This is a genomic window from Mycobacterium sp. NPDC050853 (genome assembly GCF_040653875.1).
Taxonomy (GTDB): Bacteria; Actinomycetota; Actinomycetes; order Mycobacteriales; family Mycobacteriaceae; genus Mycobacterium.
In genome coordinates this window covers 231,880-244,276 of the sequence record NZ_JBFAGW010000002.1, presented here as the reverse complement: position 1 = coordinate 244,276, position 12,397 = coordinate 231,880, and the positions used below count along the sequence as shown (strand labels likewise).

The 12,397-nt window shown below is 63.8% G+C and carries 12 protein-coding genes; 5 read left to right on the top strand and 7 right to left on the bottom strand.

The window, feature by feature from the left end; all coding sequences use genetic code 11:
• Nucleotides 1-32 precede the first annotated feature (32 nt).
• Nucleotides 33-1,394 carry a sulfatase gene (locus tag AB0H22_RS09460; protein ID WP_358146429.1) on the bottom strand — a complete coding sequence of 454 codons (1,362 nt, stop codon included), beginning with the start codon at nt 1,392-1,394 and terminating at the stop codon, nt 33-35.
• A 109-nt stretch (nt 1,395-1,503) separates the two neighbouring features.
• Nucleotides 1,504-2,448, bottom strand: a complete 945-nt coding sequence (locus AB0H22_RS09455) for a LysR family transcriptional regulator (protein WP_358146704.1) — start codon at nt 2,446-2,448, stop codon at nt 1,504-1,506.
• Between the two features lie 83 nt (nt 2,449-2,531).
• Between AB0H22_RS09455 and AB0H22_RS09450 the strand changes: the two genes are divergently transcribed.
• Nucleotides 2,532-2,798, top strand: coding sequence for a hypothetical protein (locus AB0H22_RS09450; protein WP_358146428.1), 267 nt, complete (start codon nt 2,532-2,534; stop codon nt 2,796-2,798).
• A 12-nt stretch (nt 2,799-2,810) separates the two neighbouring features.
• On the opposite strand, the gene AB0H22_RS09445 is transcribed toward AB0H22_RS09450, so the two are convergent.
• On the bottom strand, nt 2,811-4,010 hold the full coding sequence (locus AB0H22_RS09445; protein WP_358146427.1) for an AAA family ATPase: 1,200 nt from the start codon (nt 4,008-4,010) through the stop codon (nt 2,811-2,813).
• Nucleotides 4,011-4,067: 57 nt separating this feature from the next.
• Here AB0H22_RS09445 and AB0H22_RS09440 point away from each other — a divergent pair, with 57 nt between their 5' ends.
• Nucleotides 4,068-4,796, top strand: a complete 729-nt coding sequence (locus AB0H22_RS09440; RefSeq protein WP_358146426.1) for a hypothetical protein — start codon at nt 4,068-4,070, stop codon at nt 4,794-4,796.
• 6 nt (nt 4,797-4,802) lie between these two features.
• Here AB0H22_RS09440 and AB0H22_RS09435 read toward each other — a convergent pair whose 3' ends face one another.
• From AB0H22_RS09435 to AB0H22_RS09425, 3 genes are all read right to left on the bottom strand, one after another.
• The gene (locus AB0H22_RS09435) at nt 4,803-7,157 is read right to left on the bottom strand and encodes a Tex family protein (protein WP_358146425.1); all 2,355 of its coding nucleotides are present in this window, start codon (nt 7,155-7,157) and stop codon (nt 4,803-4,805) included.
• A 54-nt stretch (nt 7,158-7,211) separates the two neighbouring features.
• Entirely contained in the window at nt 7,212-7,664 is a 453-nt protein-coding gene (locus tag AB0H22_RS09430) for a GNAT family N-acetyltransferase (RefSeq protein ID WP_358146424.1), read from the bottom strand.
• Between the two features lie 129 nt (nt 7,665-7,793).
• Nucleotides 7,794-8,696 carry a hypothetical protein gene (locus AB0H22_RS09425; protein WP_358146423.1) on the bottom strand — a complete coding sequence of 301 codons (903 nt, stop codon included), beginning with the start codon at nt 8,694-8,696 and terminating at the stop codon, nt 7,794-7,796.
• Nucleotides 8,697-8,794: 98 nt separating this feature from the next.
• On the opposite strand from AB0H22_RS09425, the gene AB0H22_RS09420 reads away from it, so the two are divergent.
• Entirely contained in the window at nt 8,795-9,388 is a 594-nt protein-coding gene (locus AB0H22_RS09420) for a TetR/AcrR family transcriptional regulator (protein WP_180751716.1), read from the top strand.
• Between the two features lie 45 nt (nt 9,389-9,433).
• Here AB0H22_RS09420 and AB0H22_RS09415 read toward each other — a convergent pair whose 3' ends face one another.
• On the bottom strand, nt 9,434-10,495 hold the full coding sequence (locus AB0H22_RS09415) for a ferredoxin--NADP reductase (protein ID WP_358146422.1): 1,062 nt from the start codon (nt 10,493-10,495) through the stop codon (nt 9,434-9,436).
• Nucleotides 10,496-10,569: 74 nt separating this feature from the next.
• Here AB0H22_RS09415 and AB0H22_RS09410 point away from each other — a divergent pair, with 74 nt between their 5' ends.
• Together AB0H22_RS09410 and AB0H22_RS09405 are read left to right on the top strand one after the other, a co-directional pair.
• A complete protein-coding gene (locus AB0H22_RS09410; protein ID WP_358146703.1) occupies nt 10,570-11,433 on the top strand; it encodes an SDR family NAD(P)-dependent oxidoreductase in 864 nt (287 codons plus the stop codon).
• 35 nt (nt 11,434-11,468) lie between these two features.
• Complete coding sequence (locus tag AB0H22_RS09405) at nt 11,469-12,389, top strand: ferritin-like domain-containing protein (RefSeq protein ID WP_180751718.1); 921 nt, start codon at nt 11,469-11,471, stop codon at nt 12,387-12,389.
• The last annotated feature ends 8 nt before the right edge of the window (nt 12,390-12,397 follow it).

Genomic DNA, 12,397 nt, shown 5'->3' with positions numbered 1-12,397 from the left:
TTCGCCGTGAATTGCAATCACCGCGAAAATAACTATTGCTCGATACCGCGTTCGTCGGCGATGGCTGAACGGTTGGCGCCGGGCCGACCATGGACGCGCAGGAATGTCTCGGTGTATCGCGCAGAAATGCGCGTGCCCGCAAAATCCGAGGGAATGACGTCGAGGGTCTTCTCTCGCCAGTCGTTGAGGCGCAGCGCCAGATCGTCGGCGATGGCCGTCGATTCCTGATTGGTGTCGAGTCCGAGCAGGTTGTGCGTCTCTCCTGGATCGGTGTCGAGGTTATAGAGCTCTCGATGCGGGCGCGGATTGGTGATATGCGCGGCAACTGCCCGGCCCGGTGGACTATCGGCAATATCCCACGGCAAGTCGAGGATTGGTCGTTGCGCGTAATTCTCTATATAGCTGTATTGCTTTGTTCGAATAGCTCGAATGGGATCGAAGGAATCATGATATGTCTTCGCGGTAAATAGCTCAGAACGAACGTGCTCTAGTTCGCCCGATGCCTTAGCGATATTGCGGGCGTGTGAAACTCCCTGCACCTCCTCGGGAATCTCCACACCGAGTAGCTCTAGAAGCGTGGGTAGCAGATCGACACCGCTGAAGAGCTCGTCGTACCGGCGGGATTCGGTGGCATGAGCCCGCGGGGGCCGCACGATCAACGCGATACCGGTGCCGGCGTCGTACAGGGTGGACTTGGCCCGTGGCAATGCCGGGCCATGGTCGGTCATGAACACGACCCAGGTGTTCTGGTCGAGGCCGGTCTCGGTCAATACGTCGAGCAGCTCGCCGACCTTGGCGTCGGCCACCGAGATGGAGCCGTAGAACTCGGCGAGGTCCTCGCGCACCTCCGGGGTGTCGGGCAGATAGTCGGGGACGTTCACCGTCTGGGCGTCGGACGGTTCATAGCGCTCCCGGGGGAACGGGCGATGCGTCTCGAAGAATCCAGCAGTGAGCAGAAACGGCTTGTCGGGTGAATTGCGCAACCAGCGTGTCGCCTGTTCCACCACGTATTCGCAATACGAGTTCGACACGTCGTACTCGTCGAATCCGAGCTTGGCCGGATACGCGGTCTCGTGCTGCATTCCGAACAGTGCTGTGTGCCAGCCCGATCCGGACAGAATTTGGGGGAGGGTGCGCACACCGGCGCGGTATTCCCAGCCATGGTGGGCCAGGCCGATGAGGCCATTGCTCTGTGGGTAGCGTCCGGTGAAAAGGGAACCACGTGAGGGTGAGCACAGTGGTGCCGTGGCATGGGCGCGGGTGAAGAGGATGCCGTCGGCGGCCAGCTGATCCAGGTGTGGGCTGGACACGTCGGGATGTCCGTAGGTGCCCAGGTAGCGACCAAGGTCGTGCCAATGCACGATCAGTACGTTGTCCCGTGACGCTTCTGGCACTTCGTTCCCTTCCCGAGGTTCGACCGTTCACCCAACAGTCTGCATCGGCGGCCTGGCAACCCTTCGGCTCACCGGGAGCAACTCGCCCGCGGTGGGCGTGCAGGTGCGGCTACCGCCGCTCGCCCCGGAACCCCACGATATGGCTGAGTAGGTCACGAACGGCGCCGGCGGGCGGTACCCGTGCGCCGCGCCAGATGGCGCGAAGGTCGCGGTGCAGATCAGCGTCCGCCACCGCGATAGCGCGAAGCCTGCCCAGTGTCAGGTCGTCGCTGACCGCCAGCGTGCTCATCACCGCTGGACCGGCTCCGGCACGTACCGCCGACCTAACCGCCGCGGCGGAGGACAGCTCCAGGACCGGCGCGGCCTGCTCGGTGGTGCCGAGCGCGTCGCGCAATGCCGCGGTGAGCCAGTCGCGGGTGCCGGATCCGGTTTCGCGTGCGACAAGCGGTGTCTGGGCCAGCTCGAGTGCGGTCACCGGGCGGGTGCGCTTGGCCCACTTGTGATCTGGTGACACCACGACAACCAGTTGGTCGTGGGCGACCACCCTGCTCCGTAAGCCCTTGGGCGCGAGGGGGCTCTCGATGAATCCGACATCGGCGCTGCCGTCCTGCACCGCTTCGGCGGCATGCTCACTGTTGGTCGCGGTGAGCACGACGGTGGCGGCAGAGGTACCCAAACGGGCCGCCGCAGCCTGCAACGACACCAACCAGCGCGGCATGAGCTGCTCGGCGATGGTCTGACTCGCTGCCACCTTGACGCGGGCCCGGCCCTGTTCACGGAGCGAGGCCAGCGCGGTGTCCACCTGGGTCGCGACGGTCAACAGCTTGGCTGCCCACTCGGCCACGGCCACGCCGGTCGCGGTGAGCTGAGAGCCGCGTGGAGTCCTGGTGACCAGTGGTACGCCGGTCTGGGCTTCGAGGGAGGCAATGCGCGCCGATACCGCCTGCTGGGTCAGGCCGAGATCGCGGCCCGTCGCGCCGAGGCTGCCGGTCCTCGCGATTCCCAGCAGCACCTCGAACGCGGACAGCTCTGGCATGCGAGCGCTCAACATGATCCATGTTAGGCACAAATCAGCTTTGTGAGCCCACAAATTCGTGGGGTCTACTGCCCGATCGCTGCCGGATCGACGATTAGTTCATGAGCAAGACATCCTCCACCGCAAAGGAAATGGCCATGAAGAATCTCGTCGTCAACGCAGCCGGCAAGCTCGTCATCTGGACCGGTTTGGTACTCGCAGTCCTCGCCCCCGCAGTGGCCGCCTTCTGGATGATGGCCGCCCCGAGCGTCGTCGCCGAAGGCGGCAGCCAGAGCGCCCACCATCACCACGCCGTCACCCAGACCGGCGACGCGAGCCACCAGAGCGTCATCAACGGCGGAGGCGCGAAGTTCAACAACCAGTGGTGACCCGGTACGCGCTCAGCGGGAACCCCAATGCCACGACGGGGCCCTCAGCGCGTCGAGTCCCACAATCTGAGTCTCGCCCCAGTCCTTGACGAGTTCGAGCCGCACCGCCGAACCCGCATCGTCGAATCGGTCCTCATCGCCGGCCAGGATCTCGCGCAACGGCCGCGCGGCAAGATGATCCACCAGAGCGCTGGCGTGGGTGATCACCACCACCTGGGTCTTCGCGGCCGCCGCGCGAATGAGCGTCGCGAGTGGAGCGATGAGATCAGGATGCAGCGAGGTTTCCGGCTCGTTGAGCACCATCAGCGGCGGCGGTTCGGGGCTCAGCAGCGCGGCAGCCCACAGCAGGAAACGTAGGGTGCCATCGGACAGCTCCGCGGCACGCAGCGGGCGCAGCATGCCGGACTGCTGCACCTGCAGATCGAAGATCCCTTCGCGGACACCGACCGCCACCGAGGCGCCGTCGAACGCTGCGGCAACGGCCTTGTCCAGGGTGTCGCTACGGGTTTCGATGATCGTCTGGATGGCAGCCGCCAAGTCACTACCGTCATTGGAGAGAACCGTTGTGCGCGTACCGATCTGAGGTTGGCGCGCAGGCGCGAGCATGTCCACACGAAACCCGTCGTAGAACCTCCAGCCGCGCAGGGTGTCCCGGACCGCACCCAATTCGGGGAACCTGCCGGGGAATTCGGAGAGCACGCTGCGGTACGTCGGCAGTGAGCGGCTGAAACCTTCGAATCCGCGACCCGAATCTGCACGCGCCTCCACCACGGGGCGGGTTCGTCGCACGAGGGTCGCGCTGGGGCGAAGCGATGGCCCGGTGAACACAGCCTCTCGCTTGATCTCCGGATCCCGACCGAAGGCGGAATCGCTCGGAATCGGCAGGCCGAGGTCCACCAAATAGCCAAAATCCGTTGATGCATAACCCAGCTCGATCGACACGGGCCGAGTGCGAACCGTGCCCTGCACCGTGCCGGTGCGGCGCGCGCCCTTGAGATTCTCTGGTCCGGCCCACATCGCCGATTGCAATCCGCCCTGGCGCGCCAGCGAGCCGATGATCTCGCCACGGCCGCAGTCGGCCAGTAGCTGAAGTGCCCGGTACAGCGAGGACTTTCCGGTGCCGTTGGCGCCGGTGACGACGGTGAGTTGGGCAAGCGGCAGCACAAGATCGCGCAGCGATCGGTATCCCCGGATGGCCACGGTGGTGAGCACGGGGCCACGTTAACCAGGGGCACCGACATGCGGCGGTCGTGCGATTACGCTGCGTCTGTGTTCTGGGGACGGTTACTGGCGGCTGCTGCGGCGCTGCTCTGTGCCACCGGGGTGGAGGCGTGCCGAGTTGAGACCGTTTCGCTTGCGCAATGCGGAAACGCGTTCGGCAGTGGTGGTACTAAGGATTGTCAGCTCAGTTCGATTGACTCGCTAGGACTCCGATTCGAGAAGCGGATCGTCGGTACGTCAGCCCAGATTCGGATCTTCACCCGGACCGGGATGATGGTTCAAACCGTTAGCGAACGCATCGAAGGCTCTAGCGAGTCCGGTGTCATGCTTCTGCGTGACCTGGACGGTGACGGTCGAGACGAGCTTCTCTTGTCTCTCGATACGGGTGGTGTGCACCCAAACTCGCACTGGGCATTGTGGCGGGCGACCGGCGATTCGACGCAGTTCCGCGAAGTGCGCGCTCCAAAGCTGCGCGATGACGTGATGCATGACGTCGGGACACTGTTTGGCAGTGATTTCTGGCATGCAGGGGAGGGGCGTGTCGCCGAGTACGGGACCGGACCCATGCGCAGCTGGCTCATGCGCGTCTACACGTTCGAGAACGACCAGCTGGTACCGATTGTGTCAGTTCAGAACGACGGGCGACGGGTGGACGGCAGCACGCCACCGTGTCGGCTGGCGACGTCGTACGACCTCGTGCGGATAGGTCTCACCGGCGACGAGGCGCGAGATCGATTCTGCACTGCCGCACAAGAGCGGATGAATTTCGGGCGGTAATCGTGATTACCGCCCGAAACCGGCGTTGCGTAGTGCCTCCGCCATAGCCCCTCCTGGCGGGCTGTCGTCCCGGCGTCCAGAATTCTTGCCGCGGTTCTGGTTTGGCCGACCCTGATTCTTGTTGTCGCGTTGGGGTGCATCGCCGCGGTCGGGACGCTTGCCTTCGGTGCGCTGTGGCTCGTCGTTCAGGCGCAGGCTCAGACCGATCCGCTGACGCGGAATGTCGACATCGGTGACCTTGACCCGCACCACCTGACCGGACTTGACCACCTCGTGCGGGTCGGACACGAATCGATCCGCCATCGCCGAGACGTGTACGAGGCCGTCCTGATGCACGCCGACGTCGACGAAGGCGCCGAAGGCCGCGACATTGGTCACCACACCCTCGAGCACCATGCCGACCTTCAGGTCTGTCACCTTTTCGACGCCGGCGGCGAAGGTGGCCGTCGTGAACGCGGGCCGCGGATCCCGTCCCGGCTTCTCCAGCTCGCCGAGAATGTCTGTCACGGTGGGAATTCCGAACCGCTCATCGGCGAAGTCGGTGGGCTTCAGTGACCGCAGCGAGCGTTCGTTGCCAATCAGCTTGGCGAGGGTAATGCCCGAGCGGTCCAGGATCTTGTGCACCACCGGGTAGGACTCCGGATGCACCCCGGATGCATCGAGCGGATCGTCGCCCTCGCGGATACGCAGGAATCCGGCGCACTGTTCAAAAGCCTTGGGGCCCAGTCTGGGAACCTTCAGCAGCCCCTTGCGACTGCGGAACGCGCCCACCTTCTCGCGATGCGCGACGATGGATTCAGCGAGGGATTCGGTCACCCCGGACACGCGCGCGAGCAGCGGCACCGAGGCCGTGTTCAGGTCGACTCCGACGGCGTTCACCGCATCCTCGACGACCGCATTCAGGCTGCGGGCGAGTGTCCCGGGGGTGACATCGTGCTGGTACTGCCCGACGCCGATGGACTTGGGCTCGATCTTCACCAACTCGGCCAACGGATCCTGCAGGCGTCGTGCGATCGACACGGCGCCGCGCAGCGTCACATCGAGGTCGGGCATTTCATGTGCGGCATAGGCGGAGGCGGAGTAGACCGAAGCGCCGGCTTCACTCACCATCGCCTTAGTTGGAGCCTTGGCGCCCGCCGCTTTGATATCGGCGATGAGTTCGGCTGCCAGGGCATCGGTTTCGCGGGATGCGGTTCCGTTGCCGACGGCGATCAACTCGACACCGTGGCGGGCGACGAACGCCGCCAGGGTCGCCTTGGCCTCATCCCACTTCTTCTGCGGCTGATGGGGGTAGACCGCGCAGGTGTCCACTACCTTGCCGGTGCTGTCCACAACGGCCACCTTGACACCCGTCCGGAAGCCGGGGTCTAGGCCGAGCGTGGCGCGGGTACCTGCGGGAGCGGCGAGCAGCAGATCCTTGAGGTTGCGGGCGAAGACCGCGACGGCCTCTTCCTCGGCCCGTTGACGCAGCTTCAAGCGGGCATCGACGGAAGCGGAGAACATGAGCTTGGCGCGCCAGGCGACGCGAACGGTACCGGCCAGCCACGTTGTCGCCGGGGTCTTCGCGGTGAGATTGACCCCGAGCGATTGCGCGATCATGGCCTCATACGGCGCGTCGTCGCCGCCATCGAAATTGAGGGCAAGGACCTGCTCCTTCTCACCGCGCATGACGGCGAGAACGCGGTGCGAGGGCATGGTCTCCAGCGATTCGGAGAACTCGAAGTAGTCACGATACTTCTGTGCTGCATCGGTTTTCGCCGACTCCTCGGACCAGGGTGCGGTCCGCAGGGCGCCCTCCGACCAGAATTTGGTGCGAGTGGTACCGACGAGCTCGGCATCCTCTGCCGCGCGCTCGATGAGGATGTGGCGGGCTCCGTCGAGTGCGGCCGTGGTGTCGGCGACGTTCTCGGTGAGGAACTCGGCGGCCACCTCATCGGGCACCAGGCTTGGGTCCGCCAGCAGCCGATCGGCCAGTGGGGTGAGCCCGGCCTCGCGAGCGATCTGTGCCTTGGTGCGTCGCTTGGGCTTGTACGGCAGGTAGATGTCCTCGACGCGCGCCTTGGTATCGGCCGACAGCAGCGCCGCCTTGAGATCGTCGGTGAGCTTGCCCTGTTCCTCGATGGAGGCCAGGACCGTGGCGCGACGGTCGTCGAGTTCCCGCAGGTACCGCAGCCGTTCCTCCAGATCGCGCAGCTGGCCGTCGTCCAGGCTGCCGGTGACCTCCTTGCGGTAACGCGCGATGAACGGGACCGTCGAGCCCTCGTCGAGCAGCCGCACGGCGGCCGCCACCTGGGCTTCGGCGACAGCAAGTTCCGCAGCTAGGCGGGCATTTACAGATTTCACGGTCACGCTCTGAGTCACGCGCAGGGACCCTACCGAATACGGACGACAGAACTCGGCAGCGGATGGCGTGAGTCAGGTCAGTACGAGGCGGAAGGTATGCATGCCGTCGTCGATACCGAAGTGCTTCCAGCCCTGCTCGGTGAAGAATCCGAAGGCCGCAGGGTTTGACGGATGGACGTAGGCCACCCACCGCGATACCGGGGGATGGCCGCGCCAGGTCAACACTGCGCGCAGCGCCAGGCTGCCCACACCCGACCGGCGCAATGAGCGCGGCACCGCGATATCGGACACGGTGTGCTCGATTGGGCCCCAGACACATCCCACCAGAGCGACCGGTTCGCTCTCCCGAATGACGACCAGCTCAGCGCTGCCGGGGTCGGTGAGGACGTGCTCTAACCATTCGTCATCCAGCGGGCCGAGTTCCTGATCGAGCACGGGGTCCCGGAACCACTCCTGTACCCAATCCCAGTCATCACGGCAGAAGCGGCGTACGAGGAGCACCCCACCGGTTCTACCGGAGAGCACGGCTCACCGGTAACAGGTGTCTTGGATCGCCCCGGTCTCGTCGAGTATCTGTTTGATCAGCAGTAAGTAGGTGGCTTGCTGACTGTCATGATCTGCTTGCAGTCTGGGTGATTCCCGGGTCGTGCTACATCAGTGGTTTCGGTCTTGCTCCAGCACGGCTGCCGTGAATCGGTAGAGGGAGAGCAGCGAAACAAATCCGAACATGAACAGGATGACGCTGCCGGTGGTTTGGTTTACCGGGTTGAGGAACAGTCCGACGGCGTATGCCCCGATGACCACGATGGGTGCGGCGTCTACCCAGCTGAGCGGACGCTGTTCCGACCGCGCGAGGGCATCCTTGCCCAGGATGGGCAGGAGCACGAAGGAGATGATGAGGGTGATCAGGAAACCCCAGATTGCCCAGCCGATCGGCAGTGCCGGATCTCCGAAGAACGAGTCCTCGGGGGCTAGGGCCTTGGACTTGCCGACCCATTCATAGATGCCGAACTTCGTGCAAAAGCCGTCGGCTGTGAAGGCGATCCAGGCGTGCAGCGTGCCGTAGAGCACGCAGTGCCACACGACCTGCCACGGACGCAGTGTGCGGGGGTCCACCACGATCTTCCCGTCGAGTATCACGTTGATGATCACGTAGACCGGCCACAGCAACGCGACCATTCCGATGGGAACCAGTAGGGGAACACTGCCGATATGCGGGCCCATCATCGGTATGTCGCCGTAGCGCAGATCTCCCCAAATGAACCCGCCGAAACTAATGTTTGCCTGCTCGAATGCCCACTCGACAACAGACGCGATGACGAAATATGCCAAGGCGAGTTTGACGCCCAGGTGTTTGAGCATGTGCCCGAAGACCGCCACCACCAGTGCCAATGTGGTGATCGTCTGCGCGATGACAGGTAGACCCGCGCCGCCGGTCGAAATGCCCGACCACAGCGTCATGACGACCCACACCACGCAGGCGACGCCGAGGGCGATGTCGAGGGGAGTCGTTCGTTGCGCGTCATTACTTGTGCGGTCGTCGGTGCTCGTGCTCATCCGCCACAGTCCTTTCGGTGATCCGATGGGGTTTCGTGACTAGAAAAATATTCTAGAACAATTCTCCAGTCAAGAGGCGGGACAGTATTGTCTTGGTGGTGTCCACTGCCTCGAATGCCGGCGTAGCGCGCCGGCGCGCGATCCTTGATTCGGCGCTGACGAGCTTTCTGAAGAATGGGGTGGCGGGCACCACAATCGAGGCCCTGCACCGTGAGTCCGGGGCCAGTGTGGGCAGCATCTACCACTTCTTCGGAAGCAAAGAGCGTGTGGCCGCCGAGCTGTACCTCGAAACGTTGCGGGATTACTACAACGCCTATCTTGCTGTGCTGCAGGGAAATTCGAGTGCTCGCCGCGGGATCGAAGGCACCGTTCGCTTTCACCTGGAGTGGGTTGCCGCGAACGAATTGCGGGCCCGTTTTCTCTTTCACTGCAGGGAGTTCGAAGTCATCGAGGAGTCGCGATCGGCGATCGCCGCGCTGAATGAGGATTTCTACGGCAAGGCGAGTGCGTGGTTACAACCGCACGTCGAGAAGCGTCGTATCAAGCCCCTGCCGCCCAGGTTGTGCCAGTCGTTATGGATGGGGCCCTGTGTGGAATATGCCCGGCTGTGGCTGGCACGTTCGGCCGATTTTGACGTTCTTTCCGCGGCTCCGGTTCTGGGGCAAGCGGCCTGGGATGCCGTGAAGGCGTAATCAGTATTGGCGTTTGAGCGGCGGATGCCAGGCAGTGGAGTTCTGTCAGCGGTCGAAGGCGATGCTGAGTTGATCCGATTGCGGCAGCGACTGGCACGCGAGGCGCACGCCGTGGCTGATCTCATGGTCATCGAGGGCGTCATTGACCTGCATCGTCACCTCGCCCGCTCGGAGGGTGTACGAGCAGCCTCCGCAGTTGCCCTCGCGGCATACATAGGGCGCGTCGATGCCCAAGCCCAGGAGTACGTCGAGGAGGATCTGCGATTTCGGCCAGCAGATCTGGTGGGTGTCCCCATCGATTTCCACGGTGGCGCTTACCGCGTCCGGATCGGCCGGCACGGCCGCAGGCTCCGGTGCGGCGGCAAAGGCATCGGTGGTTAGCGACACGAAGATCTCGCGATGGATGTCCTCGCGCGCCAGGCCGATACCGCACAGCGCGGTCGCTGCGACGTCCATGAAGGCGGCTGGGCCGCACAGGTATGCGACCGTGCCGGTGCTGGCGGCTGGCAAGAGTGCACGCAGCCCGTCGGCGGTCGGCAGCCCGGATTCGGCCTCAATCCAGTGCAAGACGGTCAGCCTGCGTCCGTGTTCTGACTGCAGTGCTGCAAGTTCGGCATCAAAGATCACCGAGTCGCGGTCTCGGTTGGCGTACACGAGGACGGCGTCTAGCGCGGACTCGGGCAGCACCGTGCGGATCATGGACATGATCGGCGTGATGCCACTGCCGGCCGCCACGAACACCGGAACCGCTGCGGTATCGCGCATGGTGAATGTTCCTGTAGGGCGCAGTGATTCGAGTACCATTCCGGCTCGGGCGTTGTCGCAGAGCCAGTTCGAGGCCCGACCGCCGGCGGTTCGTTTGACGGTGACCTTCAGGTGTTCATCGATGCTGGGTGCGCTCGATAGTGAATAGCACCGGGACACCGCATCGGTATCCGTGCCAACCGGCACGCGCAGGGTCAGGAACTGCCCAGGCTTGTAGGCGAAGTCTGCTTGGGCATCGGGCGGTGCGGCGAACACGATCGAGACCGCATCGGGTGTCTCGGCGATGACTTCGAGCACCTCCAGCGCGTAGGCGCCGGGTGCGGTGGCCGTGTGCGTCGGCATACGAGTTCCTTCCGGAGTGGTGAAGACCTCATTGTCATCATGCACTGTGCCGTTGACAAATGGCACAGTTGGTGATGTTGTATTCCGCCATGGGGCTTCTTGACGTCTTCAGACGCCAGCCGATTTCGGTAGATGCAAAAGCGGTAGTCACCGGTGCTGGCAGCGGTATCGGGCGTGCTTTTGCCCTCGAATTGGCCCGGCGCGGTGGCCACGTGGTCTGTGCGGATATCAACGCTGAGCGGGCCGCGGAGACCGCGGCTCTGGTGGACCGGCTTTCCGCAGGCCGTGCTCATGCCGTTGCCTGCGATGTTGCTTCACGAAGCCAGGTGGAGGCGCTGGCATTCGAGGCACAGGAGGTCTTCTCCGGACCGCCCACCTTGGTGATCAACAACGCGGGCGTCGGGATCGGCGGCAGACCGGTCGGGGAGATCGGTCTGGACGACTGGAACTGGGCGCTTGGCATCAACCTGTGGGGCGTCATCCACGGATGCGAGCTGTTCACGCCGTTGCTCCGCGCGGGCGGGCGCGGCGGGATCATCAACGTCGCCTCTGCGGCGGGGTTCGCCGCGGCGCCGGCGATGGGCGCGTACAACGTGTCGAAGGCGGGCGTCATGTCACTGTCGGAAACCCTGGCCGCCGAACTGAGCGGCACGGGGATCAACGTGACCGTGCTGTGTCCCACCGTCGTCAAAACGAATGTCTTCAAGGATGGGCGCCTCACCGGGGCGGCCACATCGGGCCTGCTTGACCGGATCATCGAGCTAACCGGCTTCTCCCCGGAGAAGGTCGCTGCCCGCACCCTCGATGCCCATGACCGCGGCCGTCTGTATGTGCTGCCGCAATTCGACGCCAACGTCATCTGGCACCTCAAACGGCACTTTCCCACCCTGTACACGCGGGGAGCCGGCCTGCTGGGCCGGCTCCTGCCCACCGACTGAACTTCTCACTACCTCGCTGAAAGGGAAAACATTCCATGGCAATGGATCTCGACAACATGCTGCAGATGATCAAGGACAAGCAGTGGGCACTTGCTGATATCGACTGGGAGGCACCTGGCGCCGAGCTGATCGAGCCTGAGCTGCATGCGAAGCTCAAGCCGTTCATCGCGGACCTGATGTGGATCGAGAATGTCGGGGCACGCGGATTCGCGGCGCTGGCCAAGAAGGCGCCGACCCCGACGCTGAAGAGCATCTACGAGCACTTCCATGCCGAGGAACAGAAGCACGCCAACGCCGAGCTGGCGCTGATGCGCCGGTGGGGGATGCTCGAGAACGACGAGATCCCTTCCCCGAGTATCAATGTGCAGCTGGTGATCAACTTTCTCGACAAGTACTCCGACGGGATGTCGCTGTCCTTTCTCGGCACGGTGATCCCGATGCTGGAGGTCGCCCTGGACGGAGCCCTCATCAAGTTCATTACCGACGAGGTCAAGGACCCGATCGCGCAGGAAGCATTCAAGCGGATCAACTCTGACGAATCTCGTCATCTTGCAGTGGATTTCGAGGTCATGGATATCCTGGGCCACTCCAAGATGCGCAAGTTGCTCACTGAGCTCGTCGGCGGCTGGCTCAAGCCCAGCCTGCTGATCGGCTTGCTGAGCTATGTGCCGCTGCTCAATAAGATGCGCGACAACATCGTGGCCATGGGTGTCGACGAGGAGCGCCTCTACGGTGCGATGAAACGCTTCAAGAGTGTCGGTGAGCGCAGCGAATACGTCCGGCGGCTGCCGATGTACCGGTTGATCTCCTGGCATGCGATGAAGGTGATCAACCGCAAGTCGAAATACCACTGGATAGCGGACTCGCTGGTCAAGATCACCGGCGTCATCCCGATGCGACTGGTGGAGCGCACCCCCACCTGGTCCCAGGAACTCACCTACGAACCCGTCGCGTGAAAGCAGCC